The sequence below is a fragment of the Pseudomonas sp. 210_17 TE3656 genome, from assembly GCF_054821965.1.
The window spans coordinates 1314416-1340676 of the sequence record NZ_JBTRBC010000001.1 but is presented as its reverse complement, the minus strand read 5'-3'; the positions used below and the strand labels follow the sequence as shown (position 1 = coordinate 1340676).

Below are 26261 nucleotides of genomic sequence, written 5' to 3'. Positions count from 1 at the left end.
ACGAAGGCGTTGTCAGCCCGGATCGAGACAAGAAAAAGCCCGGCAATGCCGGGCTTTTTCGTACTGGGGATACTGAAAGCCCGGGGCTTACAGGATGCTCAGCGGGTACTCGACGATCAGACGCAGTTCGTCGATCGAGTCCGAACCGTAGTAAACGCCGTCGCCGGAGCGGTAGGTAGCCTGGCGGACACGGAAGCTGAGGTCCTTGGCAGCACCTTCTTGCAGCACGTACTTCACGTCGATGTCGCGTTCCCATTCCTTACCGTCATCGGTAGTACGGGTCTTGGCATCGGTACCGCGGGCGTAACGGGTCATGAAGGTCAGGCCTGGAACGCCGAATTCGGCGAAGTTCAGGTCGTAGCGAGCCTGCCAGGATTTTTCGTCTTCAGCGTTGAAGTCGGAACGGGCAATGGAGTTGGCCAGGAAGATACTGCCGCCACCGTCAACGCCGTAGGCGTAGTCGCCGTCGCCGTTGAGCTGCTGGTAGGCGAGGGTAAAGGTGTGAGCGCCAATGTTGTAAGCGCCAGAAAGGCTGAACGCAGTGTTGTCGAGCTCGCGGGCGCTGCCATCAGGGTTCTTGACAAAGGCGCCGGTACGATTTTGTCCGGTGGACTTGGTGTCATAAATGTTGAAGTCGAACACCAGGCCTTGGTTGTCGCTGATTGGCAGGCCCCAGTTAAGGTTGCCGTACCACTTACGGAAGTGATCTTCGACGTGAGAGTAGTAGACGCTGCTGCTCAGGTTATCGGTAAAGGCATAGGTGCCACCGATGACATCAGCCTGGGTAAGGCCAGGGTTCTTGAGACCCGTATCGCTATCCCTGCCGCCGATACTGTCGTGGTAGGACTGCGATTGTGCGTTCAGAGCGGTGAAGTGACCGACATTGAGTTCCAGGCCTTTGATTTCGTTGCTGGTAATCAATGTACCTTCGACAGTTTCTGGCAGCAGGCGGCTGTCGTCAGTGGCCAGGACAGGCATGGCAGTGAACTGGGTGCCGTACTTCAGTACGGTGTCGGAGATGCGCATTTTGACTGCGCCGCCGCCTTCGGAGAAGGAATCTTCGGCGCGACCGTCGGAGCCGATAGGGAACTGGCCGGTACCGGCACGGCCCTTGCCGCTGTCCAGTTTCAGGCCCAGCATACCAATGGCATCAACACCGAAACCGACGACACCTTGAGTGAAACCGGATTCGTAAGTGCCGAGAAAGCCCAGGCCGGTTTCTTCAACACGGCTCTGCTCACCGTGAGGAGCGTTACGGAAGTCGCGGCTGAAATACAGCATGCGGGTTTTGACGTTCAGCGAGCTGTCTTCAACAAAGCCCTTGGATTCACTTTGCGAAGAGGCGAATGCCATTTGCGAGGTGCCGGCTGCAACAGCCAGGGCGATTATGCTCCACTTCATCACGCGCATCGTGATTTGCTCCTTTGGTTTTTAGGAAGAGTACTGCCGTCGCCCATTGATTTTTTTATGTGGCGCGGCTCTTTCTTTTTGTGTCGGCGGAAATGTATATCACGCAGACTGTAGTTGGCGATATGGGGGGAAAGAACCTTTCGGTAACTTTACGGTCATGTCGCTAACGGTTAAGTCCCTGTCGCAAATCACGTCCCGATTTTACGGGGCGTACAACTCCAGCGCTGTTCCGGACGGCTTAAGGATAGGTAAAAACAATCTAGCCCCCCGGCCCCGGCACTCCCTGGTTTACCCATGCAACTGTTGTTATTTGTCGCGCTTCACCGCATCAATGCAGGTGTCGTGCCGACTGTGGCGGATGAGAATGCAACAAGCGTGCTCAAAAGCGCGAGTGGTTCACAAAAATTTCACACCCCCCCGCGAGAGGGCCGCCAAGTGCCGTAAATCCGGGGGGCTAAGATCGAAAGATTCGTTTGCGCGGGTTGTTCTGGAATAAGGGGAAAACTGTCCCTAAAGTCAAAGCGTTACCGTGGAAACGTTGTGCTGGGTAGTTTGCGGATACTTTGGGTGCCAGGTGCATGAGGCAAGCCTCATTTTGGTGCGAAAAGTAGCGTTTCAGGGGGCGACGGGCTGTTACCGGTACGTTTGTCGAAAGCTGGGAGGGAGAAAAGCGGTCAAACCGGTGCGTTTCTACTTTTTACTGACTACCTGGCAATGCTCCGCTACGCGAACAGGGGTATCCTGCAGCATTCGGTCTGTGGCGCGGGGTTGGCTGTGCATGGACCAGGTATTAAACAGTTGTAGGAGATGCCCTGTGTTTGATCTGGATCCACGTCTTCAAGAAGACACCTATGTGCTCGGGGACTTTCCTCTTTGCCGGCTGTTGCTGAGCAAGGACGCCAACTATCCCTGGTTTATTCTGGTGCCGCGTCGTGCTGATATCAGTGAATTGTTTCAACTGGATGACAGTGATCAGGCGCAGCTCTGGAAAGAAACAACCTTTTTGGCTGAAACCCTGAAAGACAGTTTTGCCGCCGACAAAATGAATGTCGCGACACTGGGCAATGTCGTCAGTCAACTTCATATGCATGTCATCGTGCGACGACGTAACGACCCGGCCTGGCCTGCTCCTGTCTGGGGAAACAAACCGGCAACTACTTATAGCGCCGAGCAGCTTGCCGATGTTCGCAAGCGTCTGGCGACAGTGCTCGATGACAACTTCACATTCGCCGAGGTGTGAGAAATGACACTTGAAGCGCGGGTAACCGAGCTGGAAAGCCGGTTGGCTTTTCAGGACGATACAATCCAGGCCCTTAATGATGTGCTGGTCGAGCAGCAGCGGGTGGTTGAGCGCCTGCAGTTGCAGATGGCGGCACTGCTCAAGCGTTACGAGGAAATGGTCGGCCAATACCAGAGCAGTGAAGAAGAGGCACCGCCGCCGCATTATTGAACGCTAGTGTGCAGGCGTAAAAAAACCGCGGTCGCCCAGGCGCCGCGGTTTTTTATTTGTCGCGGGATCAGCGCCGTGGGGCGGCGATCACGTCTTCGGCTTGCAGGCCTTTGTCGCGGTTCATCACCGAGAACTCCACACGCTGGCCTTCGACCAGGACACGGTGACCTTCGCCGCGAATAGCACGGAAGTGGACAAAAATGTCATCTCCTGAATCGCGGGAGATGAAGCCAAAGCCCTTGGACGTGTTGAACCACTTGACCGTACCGGTATCGCGGTTGCTCATGTCGTACTGGGTGTGCTGGCTGCGCGCGCTTGCGCTTTTGAGGAAACCGGCGATCAGGTGCAGCGCAACGGCCAGCAGGGTGACGCTCAGTGCTGGCAGGTTGCCCAGTTCCGGGCGGGCCAGCAGGGTCAGGGTTTGCAGCACCACGGCCAGTACCAGCAAAACACTGGCCAGGCGCTGGATGTGCAGGCGTGCGCCCTTGTAGTGCTGGGGGACCACGGGGGCGAGAAGCAGGTTGAGCAGGCCGAACAGTGCCAGGTAAATGGCCTCCGGTTGCTGCAGCAGGGGCACTGCGTCGGTTCTTAGGCTGGGTATGAAGGACAGCAGCAAAGCTGCAGCGCCCGTCAACAGGTGGACGATCTTGAACATGTTGGTTGGCTCACATTGATAAGGCATATCACAGGAAGAGCTGACATCACGGCGCGCATTGGCTTGAAAAACGCAAAAACGTGAGAAAAGGCCAGCCTATGCGCCCCTGCACTGACAATCGTCAGGGGCGGCACGCCGCCTATTTAACAGCAAAGCCCAAGGCTTCTCAAATCATCGGCAAACCGTGTGTCGCTTGCTCCGGGCCAGAACCGTCGGCGCCTGCAGCGCTGTGTCGCAGGTGCAGCACTGCAGGCAGTGACAAGTCTTGGTACAGTGGGGTGTACCTGCTTGATCATCAAACATCATGGAAAGGGGAATCGCATGGCTATTGATATCGGTATCAGCGAAGAAGACCGCAAGTCCATTGTCGATGGGTTGTCGCGGCTCTTGTCGGATACTTATGTACTCTATCTGAAGACCCATAACTTCCACTGGAACGTGACGGGCCCGGCCTTTCGCACATTGCACTTGATGTTTGAAGAGCAATATAACGAACTGGCCCTGGCCGTGGACTCCATTGCCGAACGCATCCGTGCCCTGGGTTTTCCGGCGCCCGGTGCTTATTCGATCTACGCCCGTTTGTCTTCGATCAAGGAAGAAGAGGGCGTGCCGCCTGCCGAGGAAATGATCAAACAGCTGGTGGAGGGGCAGGAGGCCGTGACCCGCACGGCGCGCAGCATTTTCCCGCTGCTCGATAAAGTCAGCGACGAGCCGACGGCAGACCTGCTCACCCAGCGCATGCAAGTGCACGAAAAGACTGCCTGGATGTTGCGCTCGTTGCTGGAAGGTTAATAGTCCGGCAGGGCAGTAAGCGCTTAGGCATAGATGCCCGGACCTCTCATGGGGCCGGGCATTGATCGTTAATAAGGAAAGCGTTCTATCGTGATGCGATCCTTGTTGTCTTGCCGAGTAATCCTACAGCGAGAGTAAGCCGGTCTGCTGGAAGCAAACCGCACCGCAGCGCTTTATTAGGGTATGTCTCTGAGTGAAAACCATTGCTCAGGGTTATTTCCCTGTTAGTCAGATCGCGTGGTGCTTGTATGTCTTCATGGATGAATCGCGCTGGGCGAGTGGCGGGCGGGCCGGGCAAGGAAGGGGTCGATCCGTTCGAGGCGAACTTCAATATGGGCCTGGCCCAGCCGCTGTCCCGTTCGGTGCGCTTGAATGGATTTGCCACTTGTCTGCGGCTGGAAGAGGTCTATTGGCGAATTCTTGAGCGGATCGCCGAGGTAAACCAGTGCTCGGTCAACGCCGTGCTGTCCTACGTGGACCGCGAGGTACACCTGCGTTATGGCGGGGTGAAAAATTTCAGTGGCCTGATCCGGGTGGTCTGTGTGGTCTTTCTGCTGGGCACGCAGGTGACACGCTAGTCGGTTGCCGGGCTGCACAGCACTCCTTAACCATATATAATCCCGCTCTTTACTGCCTGAACCAGCCTGCGCTGTGGTTAACGAGACACGCCTATGCCCCTGTACGACTATCAATGTGCTTCCTGCGATCACCAGATGGAAGTCCTCCAGAAGATCAGCGCCGAACCGCTGACCGATTGCCCGGCGTGTCAGAAGCCCGAGCTGAAGAAGCTGATTTCTGCCCCGGGGTTCCGCCTGGGCGGTACAGGCTGGTACGAAACCGACTTCAAGACCGGTGCGAAAAAGAACCTTGCAGGCGGCGACAAGGCCGACTGAGTTGAATTGCACCGGCAGGGTCTTGCACTATTAGCCCTTTGTGGCGTCAAGACCTCCACTGAACACACGAATGACGAGAAGCGAAACCACCATCATGATGCGCAGCCATTATTGCGGCCAACTGAACGAGAGCCTGGAAGGTCAGGAAATTACCCTTTGCGGATGGGTCCATCGTCGCCGCGACCACGGCGGGGTGATTTTCCTCGATATCCGTGACCGCGAAGGCATGGCTCAGGTCGTGTTCGACCCGGATCGCGCAGACAGCTTCGCCGCCGCCGATCGCGTGCGCAGCGAATACGTGGTGCAGATCACCGGTAAGGTGCGTCCGCGTCCAGCTGGCGCTGTGAACGCCAACATGGCCTCCGGTGCCATCGAAGTGCTGGGTTACGAGCTGACCGTGCTCAACGAAGCTGAAACCCCGCCGTTCCCGCTGAACGAGTACTCCGACGTTGGCGAAGAAACCCGCCTGCGCTATCGCTTCATCGACCTGCGTCGTCCGGAAATGGCCGAGAAGCTGCGCCTGCGCTCGCGGATCACTTCCAGCATCCGTCGCTACCTCGACGAAAACGGCTTCCTCGACGTCGAAACGCCGATCCTCACCCGTGCCACCCCGGAAGGCGCGCGTGACTATCTGGTGCCGAGCCGCACCCACGCTGGCAGCTTCTTCGCCCTGCCGCAATCGCCGCAGCTGTTCAAGCAACTGCTGATGGTTGCCGGTTTCGACCGCTACTACCAGATCGCCAAGTGCTTCCGCGACGAAGACCTGCGTGCCGACCGTCAGCCGGAATTCACCCAGATCGACATTGAGACCAGCTTCCTCAATGAATCCGAGATCATGGGCCTGACCGAGAACATGATCCGCAAGCTGTTCAAGGAAGTCCTGGACCTGGAGTTCGGCGAATTCCCGCACATGACCTTCGAAGAAGCCATGCGCCGCTACGGTTCCGACAAGCCGGACCTGCGTAACCCGCTGGAACTGGTCGACGTTGCCGATCAGCTCAAGGACGTAGAATTCAAGGTCTTCAGTGGCCCGGCCAACGACCCGAAATGCCGCGTTGCCGCCCTGCGTGTGCCTGGCGCTGCCAGCATGCCGCGCAGCCGCATCGACGAGTACACCAAGTTCGTCGGCATCTATGGTGCCAAGGGCCTGGCGTACATCAAGGTCAACGAGCGCGCCAAGGGCGTCGAAGGCCTGCAGTCGCCAATCGTCAAGAACATCCCGGAAGCCAACCTCAATGTGATCCTCGATCGCGTTGGTGCGGTCGACGGCGACATCGTGTTCTTCGGCGCCGACAAGGCCAAGATCGTCAGCGAGGCGCTGGGCGCCCTGCGCATCAAGGTCGGTAACGACTTCAACCTGCACACCTGTGAATGGGCGCCGATGTGGGTTGTTGACTTCCCGATGTTCGAAGAGAACGACGACGGCAGCTTCACTGCGCTGCACCACCCGTTCACCGCGCCGAAGTGCTCGCCTGAAGAGCTGGAGGCCAACCCGGCCACCGCCCTGTCGCGTGCTTATGACATGGTCCTCAACGGTACCGAGCTGGGTGGCGGTTCGATCCGTATCCACCGTAAGGAAATGCAACAAGCGGTGTTCCGTCTGCTGGGTATCGAGGCGGCCGAACAGGAAGAGAAATTCGGCTTCCTGCTCGACGCCCTGAAATTCGGCGCGCCACCGCACGGTGGTCTGGCATTCGGTCTGGATCGTCTGGTCATGCTGATGACCGGCGCCCAGTCGATTCGTGAAGTCATCGCCTTCCCGAAAACCCAGAGCGCTGCGTGCGTCATGACCCAGGCGCCAGGCCTGGTCGATGCCAAGGCCCTGCGTGAGCTGCACATCCGTCTGCGCGAACAGCCCAAGGCTGAGTAAGCGGACCCCGGGCGCATCCAAATGGATGCGCCTTTGCGTTAAGCAGTACTGATTTTATGGTTCCTGCCCGGTTTGCGCCGGGCAGGTGCATGGCATTGTTACAAAGGATTCGGAGTCGTTATGGCTGGTCATTCCAAATGGGCAAACATCAAGCACCGTAAAGAGCGTCAAGACGCCAAGCGGGGCAAGATCTTCACCAAGTGGATCCGTGAACTGACCGTCGCCGCCAAGCAGGGCGGCGGCGATCCGGGTTCCAACCCGCGTCTGCGTCTGGCTCTGGACAAGGCTCTGGGTGCCAACATGAGTCGTGACATCATCGATCGGGCGATTGCCCGTGGCGCTGGCGCGACCGAAGCCGATAACGTTGAAGAGCTCAGCTACGAGGGCTACGGTCCGGGGGGCGTGGCGATCATGGTCGAGGCCATGACCGACAACCGCAACCGTACCGCTGCTGCCGTGCGTCACGCCTTCAGCAAGTGTGGCGGCAACCTCGGTACCGACGGGTCGGTGGCCTATCTGTTCGAGCGCAAGGGGCAGATCAGCTTTGCCGCGGGCGTCGATGAAGATGCGCTGATGGAAGCGGCGATGGAGGCCGATGCTGACGATGTGGTCAGCAATGAAGACGGCTCCTTTGACGTGTTCACCTCGTTTGCCAGCTTCTATGCCGTGCGTAACGCGCTGGAAGAAGCAGGCTTCAAGGCGGCGGATGCGGAAATCGTCATGCAGCCGACCACCAGCGCCGAATTGGACCTGGATGGCGCGCAAAAGGTGCTCAAGCTGATCGATATGCTTGAGGACCTGGATGACGTGCAGAACGTCTATTCCAATGCCGAGATTCCCGACGAAGTCATGGAAAGTCTCGGCTAACCTACAGCCCTGGCTGGTTGGAAGCCGGATCCACCTGCAGTCGCATCGCGGCTGCAAGCGGGTCCGGCTTCTGTCTTTACAACGACGCGTAGATGCGTCATTGAATATGCAGGCGTTATGACTCTGATTCTTGGCATCGACCCTGGCTCGCGCATCACCGGCTACGGCGTGGTGCGCCAGGGGCCTCGGGGCTGCGAATATGTGGCTTCCGGGTGTATTCGAACCGGTAGCGGTGAGTTGCCGGAGCGCTTGCAGATCGTGTTTCGCGGTGTACGAGAGATCATCAGCCAGTACGGCCCGGTGACCATGGGCATCGAACGGGTGTTCATGGCGCGCAACGCCGATTCTGCGCTGAAGCTGGGGCAGGCGCGTGGCGCGGCCATTGTCGCTGCCATTGAAGAAGGGCTGGAGATCGCCGAATACAGCGCAACCCAGGTCAAACAGGCCGTCGCCGGTACAGGCGGGGCCAACAAGGAACAAGTGCAGATGATGGTCATGCATCTGCTCAAGCTGACTCAGAAGCCGCAGATCGATGCCTCCGATGCCCTGGCCATCGCCCTGTGCCATGCCCACACCCGCTCCAGCCTGTTGCCGCACGGCCTGGGCACCGCGCGCAGCCGTAGCGGACGCTTGCGGCTCTGATAGCATCATGCGTTGAAACAAATTTTGACCGGGCAATGCCATCGGCCATTGCATTTGCTGTTAGGGTTGACCGGTTGTTTGCCGGCGCCCATGAGGAAGGATTGCAACGTGATTGGACGTTTGCGCGGCACTCTGGCTGAAAAGCAGCCGCCGCACCTGATTGTTGATGTCAATGGCCTGGGCTACGAGCTCGAAGTGCCAATGACCACGCTGTACCGCCTGCCCAAGGTGGGCGAGGCGGTGACCTTGCACACCCATCTGGTGGTGCGTGAGGATGCTCATCTACTCTACGGCTTCCATGAGAAGCGCGAGCGAGAGCTGTTCCGTGAGCTGATCCGGCTCAACGGCGTCGGCCCCAAGCTGGCCCTGGCGCTGATGTCGGGCCTGGATGTCGATGAGCTGGTGCGCTGCGTCCAGGCTCAGGATGCTTCGGCCCTGGTCAAAGTGCCCGGTGTCGGCAAGAAAACCGCCGAGCGCCTGTTGGTCGAACTCAAGGACCGTTTCAAAGCCTGGGAAACCTCGCCGGCCATGTTCGCCCTGGTGCCCAATGGGCCGCTGCCGCTGGCCACCGTCTCCAGTGCCGAAGCTGATGCCGTCAGTGCCTTGATCTCCCTGGGTTATAAGCCCCAGGAAGCCAGCAAGGCAGTGGCTGCTGTCGATGCCAAGGGGCTGAGTAGTGAAGAACTGATCCGTCGCAGCCTGAAGGGAATGATCTAAGTGATAGAAGCCGATCGACTGATAGCCGCCACCGGGCGTGACCGTGAAGAGGTCCAGGACCGGGCGATCCGTCCGCTGCGCCTGGCCGAGTACATCGGTCAGCCAGTGGTGCGTGAGCAGATGGCCCTGTTCATCGAGGCGGCGCGCGGGCGCAGCGAGTCGCTGGATCACACCCTGATCTTCGGCCCGCCGGGGTTGGGTAAAACCACCCTGGCCAATATCATCGCCCAGGAAATGGGCGTGTCGATCAAGAGCACCTCAGGGCCCATTCTCGAACGTCCGGGTGATTTGGCGGCGTTGTTGACCAACCTTGAACCGCACGACGTGCTGTTCATTGACGAAATTCACCGTCTGTCGCCCATTGTCGAAGAAGTGCTGTACCCGGCCATGGAGGACTTCCAGCTCGACATCATGATCGGCGAGGGGCCGGCGGCGCGCTCGATCAAGCTCGATCTGCCACCTTTTACCCTGGTGGGTGCTACTACCCGGGCTGGCATGCTGACCAACCCGTTGCGCGACCGTTTTGGTATCGTCCAGCGTCTGGAGTTCTACAACACCGAAGACCTGGCAACCATCGTCAGCCGTTCCGGTGGCATTCTCGGTCTGCCGATTGAGGATGAAGGTGCCTTCGAGATTGCCCGGCGGGCCCGCGGCACGCCGCGAATTGCCAACCGCCTGCTGCGCCGGGTGCGCGATTTTGCCGAGGTGCGGGGCAAGGGCCATATCACCAAGCCGATTGCCGACATGGCGTTGAACCTGCTGGATGTCGACGAGCGCGGTTTTGATCACCAGGACCGCCGCTTGCTGCTGACCATGATCGAGAAGTTCGACGGTGGTCCGGTTGGCGTCGACAGCCTGGCGGCGGCCATCAGTGAGGAGCGTCATACCATTGAGGATGTGCTCGAGCCCTACCTGATCCAGCAGGGCTATATCATGCGCACGCCGCGGGGGCGGGTGGTAACGCGGCATGCCTACCTGCACTTCGGTCTGAATATCCCCAATCGCCTCGGCGAGTCGGTCACTGGCGAAGGTTTTTCCGCCCCGCCCGATGAATGACAGATTTATCTGCTGTTTTCGTGGTCCTATCGGCTGTCATGGAAGGACCACGCTGGCAATACGACATAATCGATGAAAAACAGTTGCCGGAGCGGATTGGCAAGCTGAGGAGTAAGCACTAGAGTATGCGCGCGCAAAATGGGCTTGAGCCGTTCGCACATCATTGTCGGGTCTATTACGAAGACACTGATGCGGGCGGCGTGGTGTATTACGTCAATTATCTGAAATTCATGGAGCGTGCCCGCACCGAGCGGTTACGCGCACTGGGCTTTGCCCAGTCGGCCTTGGCGCAGGACAACCTGCTGTTCGTGGTCCACTCCAGCGAGGCGCGCTATCACGCGCCAGCGCGACTGGACGATGAATTGCGGGTTACCGCGCAAGTGCTTGAATTGAACCGCGCCAGTCTGCGCTTCGTGCAGCAGGTCTGGCGCGAAAAAGATGCAACGCTGCTCTGCGAAGGGCAGTTCCTGGTGGCCTGTGTGCGCGCCGATACTTTCAAACCCCGGGCCATTCCCCCAGCGCTGCGTACGGCCTTTGCCGAGGCTGGCGATCCGGGTACTCATTCAAATGCAGGAGATTAAGCGTGGAAGCTAACGTCGTCGACCATACCTCCATGTGGAGCCTGGTCAGCAATGCCAGCATCGTGGTACAGCTGGTCATGCTGGTTCTGGTTGCCGCATCGGTAACGTCATGGATCATGATTTTCCAGCGCAGCACCATGCTGCGCGCCGGTCGTCGAGCCCTGGAAAGCTTCGAAGAGCGCTTCTGGTCGGGAATCGACCTGTCCAAACTGTACCGCCAGGCGGGCAGCAACCCGGACCCGGACTCGGGTGTCGAGCAGGTCTTCCGTGCCGGCTTCAAGGAGTTTTCCCGCCTGCGTCAGCAGCCAGGTGTCGATCCTGATGCGGTCATGGAAGGTGTTGGCCGGGCCATGCGCGTAGCCATCTCCCGTGAGGAAGAGAAGCTCGAACAGAGCCTGCCGTTCCTGGCTACCGTCGGTTCGACCAGCCCGTACATCGGTCTGTTCGGTACCGTGTGGGGCATCATGAACTCCTTCCGCGGCCTGGCCAGCGCTCAGCAGGCAACCCTGGCTACCGTCGCCCCGGGTATCGCCGAGGCCTTGATCGCTACCGCGATCGGCCTGTTTGCCGCGATTCCAGCGGTTATTGCCTACAACCGTTTCGCTGCCCGCAGTGAAGTCTTGATCGGTCGTTACTACACGTTCGCCGACGAGTTCCAGGCCATCCTGCACCGTAAAGTGCACACCAGCGAAGAGTGATCAGGTAAAAGCCCATGGCCCGAGTTCGCCACAAACGCAAGCCGGTCGCCGAGATGAACGTGGTGCCTTACATCGACGTGATGTTGGTACTGCTGGTCATTTTCATGGTGACCGCACCGATGCTCAACCAGGGCGTGAAGGTCGATCTGCCCAAGGTTTCCAGCGAAGCCTTGCCGCAGGACAACAACGTCCAGGTTCTGACCATTTCGATCAAGGCTGACAAGACCTACTTCTGGAACCTTGGCAGCGAAGTCGACACCGAAAAGCAGATGGACAAGGCTATGACCTTGCCGCAAATGACCGACGCCGTGACCAAAATCATCGCCGCCGGACGTGACCAGGGCAAACAGACCCAGGTCTTCATCCGTGGCGACAAGTCCGTCGACTACGGCGCGGTCATGGGTGCCATGGGCGGGTTGCAGAAGGCAGGTGTCGGTAACGTTGGCCTGATTACCGAGGCGCCCTGATGCAACAGCGAGAGCCATCCGCCTCGGAAAGCTATTTCTGGCCCAGCGTCTGGGCCATTGCGCTGCACGTTCTGGTGTTCGGCATGCTGTTCGTCAGTTTTGCCATGACCCCGGAGTTGCCGCCGTCCAAGCCTATTGTCCAGGCAACCCTGTACCAGCTGAAATCGAAAAGTCAGGCCACCACCCAGACCAATCAGAAGATTGCGGGTGAAGCGAAGAAAACCGCTTCGCGCCAGACCGAAGAAGAACAGATGGAGCAGAAAAAGGTCGAGCAGCAAGCAGTGAAGGCTGCGGAACAAAAGAAGGAAGAAGCTGCTCAAAAGGCGGAAGAAGCGCGCGCCGAAGCCGAGGCCAAGAAGTCCGAGGAAGCCAAGAAGGCTGACGAAGCGAAGAAAACCGCCGAAGCCAAGAAAGCCGAAGAGGCCAAGAAGGCTGCCGAGAAGCAACAGGCTGATATCGCCAAGAAGAAGGCCGAAGAGGAAGCCAAGAAAAAGGCTGACGAAGAGGCCAAGAAAGTGGCGGCTGAAGAAGCCAAGAAAAAAGCAGCCGAGGACGCCAAGAAGAAGGCGGCCGAGGATGCCAAGAAGAAAGCCGTGGCCGAAGAGGCGAAGAAAAAGGCCGCTGAAGACGCCAAGAAGAAAGCTGCAGCTGATGCAGCCAAGAAGAAGGCCCAGGATGCAGCCCGCAAAGCGGCGGAAGACAAGAAAGCCCAGGCCCTGGCCGAGCTTCTGTCCGATACCACCGAGCGGCAACAGGCATTGGCAGACGAGCAGGGTGACCAGGTAGCCGGCGACTTCGACGACCTGATCCGTGCGCGTGCGGCCGAGGGCTGGGCGCGTCCACCTTCTGCGCGCAAGAACATGACGGTGGTTCTGCAGATCGGGATGTTGCCTGATGGCACCATTACCTCGGTGAGCGTAGCGCGCTCCAGTGGCGATGGTCCGTTTGACAGCTCGGCAGTTGCCGCGGTCAAGAACATTGGTCGTTTAACCGAGATGCAGGGCTTGAAACCGAGCGAATTCAATCCCTATCGTTCATTCAAGATGACATTCACACCTGAGGATCTAGCCTTGTGATTAAACTTCTTCGAGGACTGCTGGTCGTTCTCTGCTGCGCAGCAGGGATGGCCGTGGCAGAAGAAAAGAACATTCTGGTCACCAGCGGCAGCGACCGTGCCACGCCTATCGCAGTCGTGCCTTTCGGTCTGCAGGGCGGTAGCGTGCTGCCGGAAGACATGGCTGACATTATCGGCAATGACCTGCGCAACTCCGGTTATTACTCGCCGATCCCGCGGCAGAACATGATCAGCCAGCCGAGCCAGGCCAGTGAAGTGATCTTCCGTGACTGGAAAGCCCTGGGCGCCCAGTACGTCATGGTCGGTAGCATTGTGCCGGCCGGCGGTCGCCTGCAGGTGCAGTACGCACTGTTCAATGTCGCCACCGAACAGCAAGTGCTGACCGGCAGCGTCACCGGCGGTGTCGATCAGCTGCGCGACATGTCGCACTACATCGCCGACCAGTCGTTCGAGAAACTCACCGGCATCAAGGGTGCGTTCTCTACCCGCATGCTGTACGTGACCGCTGAGCGTTTCTCCACCAACAACACGCGTTATACCCTGCAGCGTTCGGACTACGACGGCGCGCGTGCGGTGACCCTGCTGCAATCGCGTGAGCCGATCCTGTCGCCGCGTTTTGCACCCGATGGCAAACGTATCGCCTATGTGTCGTTCGAGCAGAAGCGTCCGCGCATCTTCGTTCAGCACATCGATACCGGTCGTCGTGAGCAGATCACCAACTTCGAAGGACTCAACGGTGCACCGGCCTGGTCGCCAGACGGTTCGCGCCTGGCGTTCGTGCTGTCCAAGGACGGCAACCCGGACATCTACGTGATGAACATGGGCTCGCGTCAGCTGTCGCGTGTAACTGCAGGTCCTGGTATCAACACCGAACCGTTCTGGGGTAAAGATGGTTCGACCATCTATTTCACTTCCGACCGTGGCGGCAAACCACAGATCTATAAAACCAATGTTTCCGGTGGTGGTGCCGAGCGTGTAACTTTTGTAGGCAACTACAACGCCAACCCTAAACTTTCGGCGGATGAAAAGACCCTGGTGATGATTCATCGTCAACAAGGTTTCACCAACTTCAAGGTGGCTGCACAAGATTTGCAACGCGGTAGTGTAAAGATTCTCTCTGAAACAAGTCTTGATGAGTCTCCTACTGTTGCGCCCAACGGCACCATGCTAATCTACGCCACCCGCCAGCAGGGCCGGGGAGTCTTGATGCTCGTCTCTCTCAACGGACGCGTGAGGCTCCCGCTTCCTACCGCTCAAGGCGAAGTCAGAGAACCGTCCTGGTCCCCTTACCTGAACTGACGCGGCGCTTTACGTTTTACTTAACACATTGGGGTTCATTAGGAGTTTCACGATGGAAATGCTGAAGTTTGGTAAGTTTGCTGCGCTGGCTCTGGCCATGGCCGTAGCTGTAGGTTGCTCTTCGAAAGGCGGCGACGACGCTGGTCAAGGCGCTGTTGACCCTAACGCTGGCTACGGTGCCAACACTGGCGCTGTTGACGGCAGCCTGAGCGAAGAAGCAGCTCTGCGCGCAATCACCACCTTCTACTTCGAATACGACAGCTCGGACCTGAAGCCAGAAGCCATGCGCGCTCTGGACGTTCATGCCAAGGACCTGAAAGGCAACGGCGCTCGCGTCGTGCTGGAAGGTAACACCGACGAGCGTGGTACTCGCGAATACAACATGGCTCTGGGCGAGCGTCGTGCGAAAGCCGTTCAACGCTACCTGGTTCTGCAAGGCGTCTCTCCTGCCCAGCTGGAACTGGTTTCCTACGGCGAAGAGCGTCCAGTTGCCACCGGCAACGACGAGCAGTCCTGGGCTCAGAACCGTCGCGTCGAACTGCGTAAGTAATTCGATATGCGAATGTGCCGTCGTGCTGTAACCGTCCTGGCGCTCAGCCTGCCACTCGTGGCTTGGGCTGAGGTTCCTGTTGTTGATGACAACGCTGGCTATAGCGGCGCAAGCAGCTATCCGCCATCGGGTTATGGTACGAACGGCGCCTACGCCGGGGGAGGGGTTACCGCCCCTGCCTCGGCGCAGGGTCAGTTGTTCCTGCAACTGCAGCAGATGCAGGATCAGCTGTCGCGTCAACAAGGCATCATCGAAGAGCTGCAAAACGATGTTGCGCGCATGAAACAGGAAAGCCTGGAACGTTACCAGGACCTGGATCGGCGTATTGGAACCGGCGCTCCTGCCGAAGCTCCACAGAATTCTCCAGCGGGTGGCGAAGCCGCCGCCGGCGCCGCTGCAGGTGCTGCCGCCGCGCAACCGCCCGCAGCCAGTAGCGAACCTGGCGATCCGGCCAAAGAGAAGCTCTATTACGACGCTGCCTTTGATCTGATCAAAGCCAAGGATTTCGACAAGGCCAGCCAGGCGTTCAACGCCTTTCTGCGCAAGTACCCCAACAGTCAGTACGCCGGCAACGCCCAGTACTGGCTGGGTGAGGTGAACCTGGCCAAAGGCGACCTGCAAGCTGCAGGGCAGGCCTTCGCCAAGGTCAGCCAGCTGTATCCCAAGCACAACAAGGTGCCGGATTCGCTGTACAAGCTGGCCGACGTAGAACGCCGCCTGGGTCACACTGACCGGGTCAAAGGCATTCTGCAGCAAGTCATTACCCAGTACCCGGGTACTTCGGCTGCACAACTGGCCCAGCGCGACCTGCAGAAGCTCTGAGTCAGCCGTTTAGAAAGAAACCCGCGCTAGTCGCGGGTTTTTTCGTTAGAATCTCTGCCCTTTTATTGAAATACGCTGCTGTGAACTACGCGATGACGGGTTTTCAGCGGTGCCTGACGGAGGCGGACAGCCTGTTTAGCTGTTACGCCCGTGGCGACTATGCAAGACACATTACGAATTACCGAAGTTTTTTACTCTTTGCAGGGTGAAACGCGTACCGCTGGCCTGCCCACGGTTTTTGTCCGTCTCACCGGCTGCCCGCTGCGCTGCCAGTATTGCGACAGTGAATACGCCTTCAGTGGCGGCACTGTCCGCACCCTTGATTCGATCCTCGAGCAGGTCGCAGGCTTCAAGCCGCGCTATGTCTGCGTCACCGGCGGCGAACCGCTGGCCCAGCCCAATGCCATTCCTTTGCTCACGCAGCTGTGTGACGCGGGCTATGAGGTTTCGCTGGAAACCAGTGGCGCCCTGGATATTTCCAGAGTGGATCCGCGTGTCAGCCGGGTCGTTGACCTGAAAACCCCAGGCTCCGAGGAAGCGCACCGTAACCGTTACGAGAACATCGAGCTGCTGACCGCCAATGATCAGGTCAAGTTCGTCATTTGTTCGCGTGAAGACTACGACTGGGCGGTGTCCAAACTCATTCAGTACGGCCTGGAAAAACGCGCAGGTGAAGTGCTGTTCTCGCCGAGCCACCATCAGGTGAGCGCCACCGACCTCGCCGACTGGATTGTGGCTGATAATTTGCCGGTTCGTTTTCAGATGCAGTTGCACAAACTGCTGTGGAACGACGAGCCGGGACGCTGACAGGAGCGCGATGCAATGACTGAGAAACGTGCGGTAATTCTGCTTTCCGGTGGCCTGGACTCGGCCACCGTGGTCGCCATGGCCAAGGCCGAAGGTTACAAGTGCTACACCATGAGCTTCGACTATGGCCAGCGCCATCGCGCGGAGCTGAACGCCGCTGCGCGGGTCGCCCGTGACCTGGGTGTGGTCGAGCACAAGGTCATCGGCCTGAGCCTGGACGGCATCGGCGGCTCGGCCCTGACCGACAGCAGCATCGACGTGCCTGAGGCACCGAGCGAGGGGATCCCGGTCACTTACGTCCCGGCGCGTAATACGGTGTTCCTGTCCCTGGCCCTGGGTTGGGCCGAGGTGCTTGAAGCGCGGGATATCTTTATCGGCGTCAACGCCGTGGACTATTCCGGTTATCCGGATTGCCGTCCGGAATTTGTCGAGGCATTCGAGCGTATGGCCAACCTGGCTACCAAGGCTGGTGTCGAAGGCCAGGGGTTCCGTATCCAGGCACCGCTGCAGAACCTGAGCAAGGCGCAGATCGTCCAGGCCGGTATGGCCCGCGGCGTGGACTACAGCCTGACAGTTTCCTGCTACCAGGCCGACGATCAAGGCCGTGCCTGCGGTAAATGCGACAGCTGCCGCCTGCGTGCTGACGGCTTCAAAGCGGCGGGTGTAGAGGACCCAACTCGATATTTTTAAATTATTTTGCGATGGGGTGTTGATTTCCTGTTAGAAATCAGTATTATACGCGCCATCCAACGGGTCGTTAGCTCAGTTGGTAGAGCAGTTGGCTTTTAACCAATTGGTCGTAGGTTCGAATCCTACACGACCCACCATACGCTGTAAGAGAGAGCCCGCGTCCTGAGAAGGTCGCGGGCTTTTTCGTTTCCGGCCATTTTTCCTTACCAGTGGGTGCAAGCGCCGTGTTGTTCAGATTAGTTCTGGTCGCCATGTTGTTGGCGATTTCTGCATGCAGTTCTCAACCCACCGGCTCAGGTGAAGCCACCATCAAGGTTGTCGGTGGCGCCTACAAGGTCAAGCGTGGTGACACGCTGTATTCGATTGCCTCGCGCAATGGCTGGAATTTCAAGGAGCTGGCGCGCTACAACGGCATCAGCCCGCCTTACGCGGTGAATGTGGGGCAGACCATTCGCTTTGGTGGCTCGAAAGCCACGACGCGCACCACGACCACTACGGCCAGCAAGGGCAAGCCTGTGGCCCCGGCTACCAATGTAACCTTGCGCGGTTGGGCGTGGCCGCTGCAGGGCACGGTGATTGGCCGCTACTCGGCAGCCGATAAACTCAGCAAGGGCATTCGCATTGCCGCGACGCCGGGGCAGCCGGTTTTCGCCAGCCTTGGCGGCAAGGTGGCGTTCGCCACCAATATCCGCGGCTATGGCAACCTGATCATCCTCCAGCACGGCACGTCCCACGCCAGCGTTTACGGCCACAACAGCAAGCTGCTGGTCAAGGAAGGGCAAACCGTCAGCAAGGGCCAGAAGATCGCCGAAGCGGGAGACCTGGATGCCGATCGCGTGCAGCTGTACTTCGAGATTCGCCAGAACGGCAAACCGGTAAATCCACTGAGCGTACTGCCGGCCGAAAGCTGAACTACTGGTACTTGATCACGATACCCTTGAGTTTGCGTCCTTCGACCGTGTGGATGTCACGGTCCCACAGCGGTCCGCTGACATAGGCCGATTGCGGCTGGATTCGGTCGTAGACCACCACTACGGCATCGCCGCCGATCTTGGCGGCTTCGTCACGCAGCTTCTGTTCGACATCGCTGATCGGCGGTGCCGGCTCGACGCTGGCATCCACCAGGATCTCACCCAGTCGGGAATGCGGGCGCAGCGGTTCGCGGCGCAGCACCTCGACATTGGCGGCGTTGGTGGGGGCCGCATGGGCAACCCCGACGTACTCGGTAGTGCGTGCATCAATGCTGCTGCAGCCGGCCAACACCAGCAGCAACGCGCCTGACAAGCAGAGCTTGCTGATCGTCCTCATTGTTTCTCCCCCTCCAATGCCCGTTGCCCAGCGCAACCGCAACTTAACTGACAGTAGCTGCAATTGAGTCGCTGGCAAGGGCCTGGAGTAGGGCGCTGTGCGCAAGGTTCAGCCCAGTACCTCGCGCAGCCGGTACCACATCATGCCCAGGGCCAGCAGCGGCGAGCGCAGGGCCTTGCCGCCGGGGAAGGTCATGTGCGGCACGGCGTTGAACACATCCATGCCCTGGCTGTGGCCGGCATCGATAGCCTCGGCCAGCAGGCGCGCGGTCCAGTGGGTGACGTTCAGGCCATGCCCGGAATAGCCCATGGCGTAGTACACGTTGGGGTGCTGCGACAGGCGGCCAACCTGAGGGAAACGGTTGGCAGTGATGCCGATCTTGCCGCCCCACTGGAACTCGATACGGGTGTCGGCCAGTTGCGGGAACACTTTGAGCATCTTCGGCCGCATGTACCCGGCAATGTCCAGCGGGTCACGCCCGGAGTAATGGCAGGCGCCGCCGAACAGCAGACGCCGGTCCGCAGTGAGCCGGTAGTAATCCAGGCCGACTTTCTGGTCGCACAACGCCAGGTTCTGCGGGATCAGTTCATTGGCCAGTGCTGGCGACAGCGGCTCGGTGGTGATGATGTAGCTGCCCGCAGGCAGTACCTTGCCGCTCAGGCGCGGCTCGAGCTCTTCCAGGTGAGCGTTGCACGCCAGCACCAGGCTGCCGGCCCGCACGCTGCCGTGGGCACAGCGCACTTGTACGGTGGCACCGTGGTTGATCTCCAGCACCGGGCTGTGTTCGAAGATCCGTACGCCGAGGGCGGCCGCCACACGTGCCTCGCCCAGCACCAGGTTGAGCGGGTGCAGGTGGCCCGAGCCGCGGTCGATCAAGCCGCCGGCATAAACCGAGGAGGCGACCACTTCGCGCATCCGCTCAGGGCTGACCAGTTGGGTTTCATGGCGGTAGTCCAGGGCTGCCAGGCTATCCTGTTCGGCGCGAAAGGCGGCGAACTGGGCCGGGGTATTGGCCAGTTCGCAGAAACCCCAGCGCAGGTCGCAGTCGATGTTGTGCTCGTTGATGCGCTTGGCCACTACTTCGACCGATTCGATGCCAGCACGCTGCAGGTATTTCACCCCTTCCTGGCCGACGTAGCGGGCAAAGCCTTCGACCTCATGGCCGATGCCGCGGATCAGCTGGCCGCCGTTGCGGCCACTGGCGCCCCAGCCGATACGCCGGGCTTCCAGGAGGATTACCGAGAGGCCGCGCTGGGCCAGTTCGATGGCGGTGTTGACGCCGGTGAAACCGCCGCCGATCACACACACGTCGGCACTGAGTTCAGCGCTCAGCACCGGGTGTTCAGGCATCGCAGCGACCGATGCCCGGTAGTAGGAGCTGGCATGTTGCGCAGCAGGATTCATAGAGGCTCCCTGGTTCATTTGTTCGACTTCACTTTGCTCCAGGAGCGGGTCATCACCCGCATGATCTGCGGGGTCGGGGTGTTGGAGACGTACAGTTTGTCCAGCACCGCTTGTGGCGGGTATACCTCGGGGTTCTTGACCAGATCGGCGTCCATGTACTGCTGGGACGGTGGAACGGCGTTGGCATAACCGACGGTGGCGCTGACCTTGGCGATCACTTGCGGGTCGAGCAGGTAGTTCACAAAGGCATAGGCTTCTTTCGGATTGCTGGCGTCGGCGGGAATGGCCAGCAGGTCGAACCACAGGTTGGCGCCTTCCTTGGGAATGGCGTAGGCAATGTTGACGCCATTGTTGGCTTCCTTGGCGCGGTTGGCCGCCTGGAACACATCGCCGGAGTAGCCGAAGGCCACGCAGATATCACCGTTGGCCAGGTCCGAGACATACTTGGAGGAGTGGAAGTAGGTGATATAGGGGCGCAGGCTCAGCAGCTTGGCCTCGGCCTTTTTGTAGTCCTCGACATTATTGCTGCGCGGGTCCATGCCCATGTAGTTGAGGATCGCCGGGAACAGTTCATCCGCCGAGTCCATGAAGGAGACGCCGCATTTGCTGAGCTTCTTGAGGTTCTCCGGTTCGAACATCACCGCCCACGAATCGATGTGATCGACCCCCAGCACCTGCTTGACCTTGTCGACGTTGTAACCGATGCCATTGGTGCCCCACAGGTAAGGCACCGAGTGCTGGTTGCCGCTGTCGTTCTCTTCCAGGGCCTTGAGCAGCACCGGGTCGAGGTTTTTCCAGTTCGGCAGTTGCTCGCGGTCGAGTTTCAGGAACGCGCCGGCTTTGACCTGGCGCGCGAGAAAGTGGTTGGAAGGCACGACCACGTCGTAACCGGTGCGACCGGCCAGCAACTTGCCTTCCAGGGTTTCGTTGGAGTCGAACACGTCATAGATGACCTTGATACCGGTGCTGCCCTGGAAATCCGCCAGGGTGGTTTCACCGATATAGTCGGTCCAGTTGTACACGCTGACACTGGGCTGGGCCTGGGCTGTGGCGCTGACCAGCAGCGCCAGGGTCGCACTTGCAACTGTTTTCAATGAACGCATATCGACACCTCTTGGAATTGTTTTATCGACGTTTGGTACCCGGCACGGCTCAGACGCTGAGCAGCAAGAACTCCCGCTCCCACGAACTGATCACGCGCTTGAAGTTTTCATGTTCGGCGCGCTTGACCGCGACATAGCCACGCACGAACTTGCTGCCCAGGTGCTGCTCGACACTCGGGCAGTCTTCCATGTTGGCCAGGGCGTCTTCGATGGTGATCGGCAGGCGCAGGTTGCGCCGCTCATAGGCGCGGCCCTGCACCGGAGCGCTGGGGTTGATCTTCTCGACCATGCCCAGGTAGCCGCACAGCAGGCTCGCGGCAATCGCCAGGTAAGGGTTGGCGTCGGCGCCCGGCAGGCGGTTTTCCACACGCATGGCGTCGGGGCTCGAGGTCGGCACACGCAGGCCCACGGTGCGGTTCTCTTCACCCCACTCGACGTTCACCGGTGCCGAAGTATCGGGCAGGAAGCGGCGGAACGAGTTGACGTTGGGGGCGAACATCGGCAACACCTTGGGGATGTACTTCTGCAGGCCGCCGATGTGCTGCAGGAACAGCTCGCTCATCTGCCCGTCTTCGTTGACGAAGATCGGTTTGCCGGTGGCGATGTCGATCACGCTCTGGTGCAGGTGCATGGCGCTGCCGGGCTCGTCGCCCACCGGCTTGGCCATGAAGGTGGCGGTGACATTGTGCTTGAGCGCCGCCTCACGCATGGTGCGCTTGAACACGGTGATCTGGTCGGCCAGATCCAGAGCGTCGCCGTGACGGAAGTTGATCTCCATCTGCGCCGGGCCGTCTTCGTGGATCAGCGTGTCGAGGTCCAGGCCCTGGGCTTCGCACCAGTCGTAGACGTCTTCGAACAGCGGGTCGAATTCGTTGGCGGCATCGATGGAGAACGACTGGCGACCGCTTTCGGCGCGGCCCGAACGGCCCAGTGGCGCCTGCAGCGGCAAGTCAGGGTCTTCGCAGCGCTGCGTAAGATAGAACTCCATCTCGGGCGCGACGATCGGCTGCCAGCCCTTGTCGGCGTACAGCTTGAGTACTTTTTTCAGGACGTTGCGCGGCGACAGTTCGATCGGGTTGCCCTGCTTGTCGAAGGTGTCGTGGATGACGATGGCGGTCGGCTCGATGGCCCATGGCACCACGTATACCGCGGCTGAGTCCGGGCGGCAGACCATGTCGATGTCGGCCGGATCGAGCAGGTCGTAGTAGATGTCGTCGTCGACGAAATCCCCGGTTACCGTTTGCAACAACACACTTTCCGGCAGGCGCATGCCTCGCTCATGCAGGAACTTGTTGGTGGGTGCGATTTTGCCGCGGGCGATACCGGTCAGGTCACTGACCACGCACTCGACTTCGGTAATCTTGTGTTCTTTCAGCCACGCAGACAGCTGATCGAAAGGGGCATTCATAAAGACCTCGTTATTGGTTTTATTCCGCGCCAGGACCAGCGATCAAGGCCGGTATGCCGTCTGGACGACTTCCCCTGCAGCGCGTTGAGGTCTATCTTGGGTGAGCCTTGAACTTCCATCTATCCACTTTTCGCAGGATAAAATGCACCAAAAGAGTGCATAAAGAGCCGCTCATGACAACGGAAAGTCCGTTTCAGGTACAAGCTTTCAGCACCGCCGACGTCGGCGAACAAGTGCGTGCCACACCCAGCTGGACCCAGCATTACCAGCAGATGTCGCCCGGACATTTCGCCGGTCAGGTGCGTTGCCTGGACCTGCAGGGCGTGGAGATCTACGAAGAATTCATGAACACCCGGGTCGAGCAGAATTTCAGTGCGCCGCCGGGTGCTCTGGCGTTCTGTTTCGATCGCACCGACAACACCCTGTACCTGCTCAACGGCGAGAGCCGCAACATCTGGATCACCCCGGAGAACTACCAGGAAGTGGCGGTGGTGTTCGGCCCCGAGTTCGTCCAGCGTCACAGCCTGGACATCGCCCGTCTCGAAGGGCTGTTCATGGCGCCGCTCAATTCGGGGCAGAACGCGCTGTTCGGGCGCTGGTTGAGCAGCACCCTGACGCGTCTGGGCCAGGAGAGCGACCTGCCGAACCGTGAAGCGCTGGCCGAGCAACTGCTTGAAGATTGCCTGTTCATTCTCGACAACGCCTGTGTCCGCCTGGACCGCGGTGCGTTGTGGCGGCGCACCGAGGAGCGCACGATCATGCGCCGGGTCGGCGAGTGGGCTGCCGATTGTCCGGAAGAGACCCTCAACCTGCTGGAGCTGGCGCAGGTCGCCGGGGTGTCGTTGCGTCAGCTGCAGCAGGCATTCAAGGCCTTTACCGGCATGACCCCGGCGCACTGGCTGCGCTTGCGTCGCCTGAACAGTGCGCGCCGCGAACTGCTGGGCGCGCGGGCGGGCGGCAGTACCGTGGCCGAAGTGGCGATGCATTGGTCGTTCTGGCACCTGGGACGGTTCTCCAGCAGCTACCAGCAATTGTTCAAGGAATTGCCCAGCGAAACGCTGAAACGAGCGCAGCAGCGCACTTGAGCTGCGAAAAGCCGCGTATCTGACTCTGTCGGCGAGAGGGCCTGCAGTGGTATGTTCTGTCGAATAAATGAAGTCGATAGATTGGAAAGACCATGCCAAGAGCCTCCCACCAAGACCTGCGTCGCGCGTTTCGTCAACTCCTTGCTTCCCCTGCCTGTTACCACACGGCTTCCGTGTTTGACCCAATGTCGGCGCGTATCGCCGCCGACCTGGGTTTCGAGGTGGGTATTCTGGGTGGTTCGGTCGCTTCCCTGCAGGTGCTGGCTGCACCTGATTTTGCCCTGATCACCCTCAGCGAGTTCGCCGAGCAGGCCACGCGTATTGGCCGGGTGGCGCAACTGCCGGTGATTGCTGACGCCGACCACGGCTACGGCAACGCCTTGAACGTCATGCGTACCGTCACTGAGCTGGAGCGTGCCGGCATCGCTGCGCTGACGATTGAAGACACCCTGCTGCCTGCCCAGTTCGGGCGCAAGTCCACCGACCTGATCAGCATTGCCGAGGGTGTTGGCAAGATCCGTGCGGCCCTGGAGGCGCGCGTCGATCCGGAGCTGTCGATCATCGCCCGGACCAACGCCGCGTTGATCCCGGTCGAAGAAGTGATTGCCCGCACCGTGGCTTATCAGAATGCCGGCGCCGACGCGCTGTGCATGGTCGGCATCCGCGATTTCGAACACCTCGAACAGATCGCCAAGCACCTCAGTGTGCCGTTGATGCTGGTGACCTACGGCAACCCGCAACTGCACGACGATGCACGCCTGGCGCAACTGGGTGTGCGCGTTGCCGTAGACGGCCACGGTGCTTACTTTGCCGCGATCAAGGCGACCTACGACTGCCTGCGTGAGCAACGGCGGATCACCAGCAGCGCCTCGGACCTGAGCGCCACCGAACTGACCCATACCTACACCGTTCCTGGCGACTACATCGTCTGGGCCCGTGAGTTCATGGACGTCAACGAATAGGCCACAGGCCTTGCTGCAATAACCCTCAACAAATGGACAAGCGGAACAATTCATGAAGAAGACAGTGGGTGTACTTTCAGGCCTGGTAGTTGCCGTGGCTGCAGCCTGCACGGCCGGCGCCTGGTACACCGGCAAGCAATTGCCTGAAGTGCTTGAGCAGGCCATGGCGCAAGCCAATGTTCAGCTCAAGCAGTCGTCGGGCTTGAGCGGCAAAGTGACCCTGGAGCTGGCATCGCTGGAATCACACCTGTTCTCCAGTACCGCGCGTTACCGGGTCAAGGTCACCGAGCTCAAGGGCGCTGACGGGGCGGAGAGTTTCGAGCTGGGCTTTGTCGATCATATCGAGCACGGCCCGTTGCCCTGGAGCCGGGTCAAGGCGTTCAAACTCATGCCAGTGATGGCGGCCAGTAACTACGCCCTGGAGAAGGACGCTTTCACTGCCGAGTGGTTCGCCGCCAGCGCTGAGGTGCCACCGGTATACGGACAGAACAGCCTGGGCTACGACGGCTCCACAGACGGCACGCTGATCATGCCGCCGATGCAAGTGACCGAGGTCGGTGGGGCCACGACCAAGTTTTCCGGTCTGGCGATTCAGGCCAGCGGCACGCGCGATGGCGAGCAGATCAAATTCAGTGGTGCTGCGCCGAGCTTCAGCCTGAACCATGATGATGAGCAAAGCGGGCGCTTGAAGCTGGAGCTGAAGAACCTGAGCCTGGTCGGTGACTTGAAAAAGACGCCCTATGGTTTCTATGTCGGGCGCACCGACATGATGCTCGACCAGCTCAGTGTGAGCGGGGGCGAAGAGCAGAAAGTACTGCTGTTGAAGCAACTTGAGCAGAACAGCGAGTCCCGGGCGGATGGCGATCAGTTTGGCGGCAGCATCGTCTACAAAGTTGGCGACATCAACTTTGATGGTCAGCCAGTGGGTTCCAGTGCAATGGTCTGGAACCTGAAGAACATCGATATGCCATCCATGCAGACCCTGATTGCCTGGTACCAGAGCCGTCTGCCGGAGTTCGAGGCCGCCGCAGCACAAGGTCAGGTTTTGCCGACCTTGCCGATGACCGAGGCGGAAAAGGCTAAGGTCAGCGCCAGCGTCCAGCAACTACTGGCCGCGAAGCCGCAGATTGCCCTGGAGGACTTTTCGTTCAAGACTGCCAATGGCGAAAGTCACTTCAAGCTGAGTGTCGATCTAGGCAAGCCGTCTTCCCTGGAACTGCCATCGGCTGAGCTGTACAAGCAGATGATCACCCAGGTGCAAAGTACGCTGCAGTTGTCCAAGCCGATGATTGGCGACCTGGCTACCCTGCAGGCCCGTCTGCAGGGCCAGAGCGATGCGCAGGTACTTGCCCAGCAAGCGTCGCAAACCGGGGAGATGGTCGGCATGATGGCGGTGCAGAGCCAGATGGCCACGGTGCAGGGCAACGACATCCTCGCCAATCTGCACTATGCCGACGGTATGGTCGACTTCAACGGCCAGAAAATGACCGTCGAGCAGTTCGCCAGCCTGATCATGGCCAACCTCGGTGCCATGCACCCGGCCGAGGGGTGATGTCTGGCCCCGGGGCGGCAAGTCAGTCGTTCCGGGGCTTGTTTCACTAAAAAAACCTTTTGAATTCATCCGATTATCTGTAGCCTTCGGCATCCCAT

29 protein-coding genes and 1 tRNA gene are annotated in these 26261 nt (G+C 59.6%); 24 read left to right on the top strand and 6 right to left on the bottom strand.

Annotation, left to right across the window (positions count from 1 at the left end):
* Window positions 1-87: 87 nt before the first annotated feature.
* The gene (locus tag ACVI9W_RS06365; protein WP_461529515.1) at window positions 88-1410 is read right to left on the bottom strand and encodes an OprD family porin; all 1323 of its coding nucleotides are present in this window, start codon (window positions 1408-1410) and stop codon (window positions 88-90) included.
* Window positions 1411-2224: 814 nt separating this feature from the next.
* Here ACVI9W_RS06365 and ACVI9W_RS06360 point away from each other — a divergent pair.
* Window positions 2225-2650: an HIT family protein gene (locus tag ACVI9W_RS06360; RefSeq protein WP_461529514.1), complete on the top strand. Its 426-nt coding sequence runs from the start codon at window positions 2225-2227 to the stop codon at window positions 2648-2650.
* A gap of 3 nt (window positions 2651-2653) precedes the next feature.
* The gene (locus ACVI9W_RS06355) at window positions 2654-2860 is read left to right on the top strand and encodes a SlyX family protein (RefSeq protein WP_157193674.1); all 207 of its coding nucleotides are present in this window, start codon (window positions 2654-2656) and stop codon (window positions 2858-2860) included.
* Window positions 2861-2927: 67 nt separating this feature from the next.
* Here ACVI9W_RS06355 and ACVI9W_RS06350 read toward each other — a convergent pair whose 3' ends face one another.
* A complete protein-coding gene (locus tag ACVI9W_RS06350; protein ID WP_461529513.1) occupies window positions 2928-3515 on the bottom strand; it encodes a cold-shock protein in 588 nt (195 codons plus the stop codon).
* Between the two features lie 321 nt (window positions 3516-3836).
* On the opposite strand from ACVI9W_RS06350, the gene ACVI9W_RS06345 reads away from it, so the two are divergent.
* From ACVI9W_RS06345 to ACVI9W_RS06255, 19 genes are all read left to right on the top strand, one after another.
* Window positions 3837-4307, top strand: a complete 471-nt coding sequence (locus ACVI9W_RS06345; RefSeq protein ID WP_038613877.1) for a Dps family protein — start codon at window positions 3837-3839, stop codon at window positions 4305-4307.
* A 248-nt stretch (window positions 4308-4555) separates the two neighbouring features.
* Window positions 4556-4885 (top strand): ribbon-helix-helix domain-containing protein, encoded by a 330-nt coding sequence (locus ACVI9W_RS06340; protein WP_461529512.1) that lies wholly within the window; start codon window positions 4556-4558, stop codon window positions 4883-4885.
* Between the two features lie 93 nt (window positions 4886-4978).
* Window positions 4979-5200 (top strand): FmdB family zinc ribbon protein, encoded by a 222-nt coding sequence (locus tag ACVI9W_RS06335; RefSeq protein WP_157193672.1) that lies wholly within the window; start codon window positions 4979-4981, stop codon window positions 5198-5200.
* A 94-nt stretch (window positions 5201-5294) separates the two neighbouring features.
* A complete protein-coding gene (aspS, locus tag ACVI9W_RS06330) occupies window positions 5295-7070 on the top strand; it encodes an aspartate--tRNA ligase (RefSeq protein ID WP_038616901.1) in 1776 nt (591 codons plus the stop codon).
* A gap of 120 nt (window positions 7071-7190) precedes the next feature.
* Window positions 7191-7937, top strand: coding sequence for a YebC/PmpR family DNA-binding transcriptional regulator (locus tag ACVI9W_RS06325; RefSeq protein ID WP_038613870.1), 747 nt, complete (start codon window positions 7191-7193; stop codon window positions 7935-7937).
* Between the two features lie 117 nt (window positions 7938-8054).
* Complete coding sequence (ruvC, locus tag ACVI9W_RS06320) at window positions 8055-8579, top strand: crossover junction endodeoxyribonuclease RuvC (protein WP_038613867.1); 525 nt, start codon at window positions 8055-8057, stop codon at window positions 8577-8579.
* 108 nt (window positions 8580-8687) lie between these two features.
* Window positions 8688-9296 carry a Holliday junction branch migration protein RuvA gene (gene ruvA, locus ACVI9W_RS06315; protein WP_038613864.1) on the top strand — a complete coding sequence of 203 codons (609 nt, stop codon included), beginning with the start codon at window positions 8688-8690 and terminating at the stop codon, window positions 9294-9296.
* Window positions 9297-10352: a Holliday junction branch migration DNA helicase RuvB gene (gene ruvB, locus ACVI9W_RS06310; protein WP_461529511.1), complete on the top strand. Its 1056-nt coding sequence runs from the start codon at window positions 9297-9299 to the stop codon at window positions 10350-10352.
* A 125-nt stretch (window positions 10353-10477) separates the two neighbouring features.
* Window positions 10478-10933, top strand: a complete 456-nt coding sequence (gene ybgC / locus ACVI9W_RS06305; protein ID WP_051939500.1) for a tol-pal system-associated acyl-CoA thioesterase — start codon at window positions 10478-10480, stop codon at window positions 10931-10933.
* Between the two features lie 2 nt (window positions 10934-10935).
* Entirely contained in the window at window positions 10936-11631 is a 696-nt protein-coding gene (gene tolQ / locus ACVI9W_RS06300; RefSeq protein WP_038613859.1) for a protein TolQ, read from the top strand.
* Window positions 11632-11645: 14 nt separating this feature from the next.
* Window positions 11646-12098 carry a protein TolR gene (tolR, locus tag ACVI9W_RS06295; RefSeq protein ID WP_028943072.1) on the top strand — a complete coding sequence of 151 codons (453 nt, stop codon included), beginning with the start codon at window positions 11646-11648 and terminating at the stop codon, window positions 12096-12098.
* Entirely contained in the window at window positions 12098-13174 is a 1077-nt protein-coding gene (tolA, locus tag ACVI9W_RS06290) for a cell envelope integrity protein TolA (protein WP_038613857.1), read from the top strand. Before tolR ends, tolA begins: the two co-directional genes overlap by 1 nt.
* Window positions 13175-13221: 47 nt before the next feature.
* Complete coding sequence (gene tolB / locus ACVI9W_RS06285; protein WP_051939498.1) at window positions 13222-14472, top strand: Tol-Pal system beta propeller repeat protein TolB; 1251 nt, start codon at window positions 13222-13224, stop codon at window positions 14470-14472.
* A gap of 52 nt (window positions 14473-14524) precedes the next feature.
* Entirely contained in the window at window positions 14525-15022 is a 498-nt protein-coding gene (pal, locus tag ACVI9W_RS06280; protein WP_028943075.1) for a peptidoglycan-associated lipoprotein Pal, read from the top strand.
* Window positions 15023-15028: 6 nt separating this feature from the next.
* Window positions 15029-15844, top strand: a complete 816-nt coding sequence (ybgF, locus tag ACVI9W_RS06275) for a tol-pal system protein YbgF (protein ID WP_038613853.1) — start codon at window positions 15029-15031, stop codon at window positions 15842-15844.
* 159 nt (window positions 15845-16003) lie between these two features.
* Window positions 16004-16651, top strand: coding sequence for a 7-carboxy-7-deazaguanine synthase QueE (gene queE / locus ACVI9W_RS06270; protein ID WP_038613850.1), 648 nt, complete (start codon window positions 16004-16006; stop codon window positions 16649-16651).
* 15 nt (window positions 16652-16666) lie between these two features.
* Entirely contained in the window at window positions 16667-17341 is a 675-nt protein-coding gene (gene queC / locus ACVI9W_RS06265; protein WP_422419586.1) for a 7-cyano-7-deazaguanine synthase QueC, read from the top strand.
* A gap of 61 nt (window positions 17342-17402) precedes the next feature.
* A tRNA-Lys gene (locus ACVI9W_RS06260) sits at window positions 17403-17478 on the top strand.
* A gap of 87 nt (window positions 17479-17565) precedes the next feature.
* Complete coding sequence (locus ACVI9W_RS06255) at window positions 17566-18252, top strand: peptidoglycan DD-metalloendopeptidase family protein (protein WP_461529510.1); 687 nt, start codon at window positions 17566-17568, stop codon at window positions 18250-18252.
* A 1-nt stretch (window position 18253) separates the two neighbouring features.
* Here ACVI9W_RS06255 and ACVI9W_RS06250 read toward each other — a convergent pair whose 3' ends face one another.
* The 4 genes from ACVI9W_RS06250 to ACVI9W_RS06235 all read right to left on the bottom strand — a co-directional run bounded on the left by ACVI9W_RS06250 (window position 18254) and on the right by ACVI9W_RS06235 (window position 22564).
* Window positions 18254-18649 (bottom strand): hypothetical protein, encoded by a 396-nt coding sequence (locus tag ACVI9W_RS06250; RefSeq protein WP_461529509.1) that lies wholly within the window; start codon window positions 18647-18649, stop codon window positions 18254-18256.
* A gap of 108 nt (window positions 18650-18757) precedes the next feature.
* Window positions 18758-20053, bottom strand: a complete 1296-nt coding sequence (locus ACVI9W_RS06245) for an NAD(P)/FAD-dependent oxidoreductase (RefSeq protein ID WP_461529508.1) — start codon at window positions 20051-20053, stop codon at window positions 18758-18760.
* 14 nt (window positions 20054-20067) lie between these two features.
* Window positions 20068-21156 (bottom strand): polyamine ABC transporter substrate-binding protein, encoded by a 1089-nt coding sequence (locus ACVI9W_RS06240; protein WP_191833121.1) that lies wholly within the window; start codon window positions 21154-21156, stop codon window positions 20068-20070.
* 49 nt (window positions 21157-21205) lie between these two features.
* Complete coding sequence (locus ACVI9W_RS06235; protein WP_038613835.1) at window positions 21206-22564, bottom strand: glutamine synthetase family protein; 1359 nt, start codon at window positions 22562-22564, stop codon at window positions 21206-21208.
* A 173-nt stretch (window positions 22565-22737) separates the two neighbouring features.
* Between ACVI9W_RS06235 and ACVI9W_RS06230 the strand changes: the two genes are divergently transcribed.
* From ACVI9W_RS06230 to ACVI9W_RS06220, 3 genes are all read left to right on the top strand, one after another.
* A complete protein-coding gene (locus tag ACVI9W_RS06230; RefSeq protein ID WP_038613832.1) occupies window positions 22738-23649 on the top strand; it encodes a helix-turn-helix domain-containing protein in 912 nt (303 codons plus the stop codon).
* Window positions 23650-23741: 92 nt separating this feature from the next.
* Window positions 23742-24611, top strand: a complete 870-nt coding sequence (locus ACVI9W_RS06225; RefSeq protein ID WP_461529507.1) for an isocitrate lyase/PEP mutase family protein — start codon at window positions 23742-23744, stop codon at window positions 24609-24611.
* 52 nt (window positions 24612-24663) lie between these two features.
* Window positions 24664-26163 (top strand): YdgA family protein, encoded by a 1500-nt coding sequence (locus ACVI9W_RS06220; protein ID WP_461529506.1) that lies wholly within the window; start codon window positions 24664-24666, stop codon window positions 26161-26163.
* The last annotated feature ends 98 nt before the right edge of the window (window positions 26164-26261 follow it).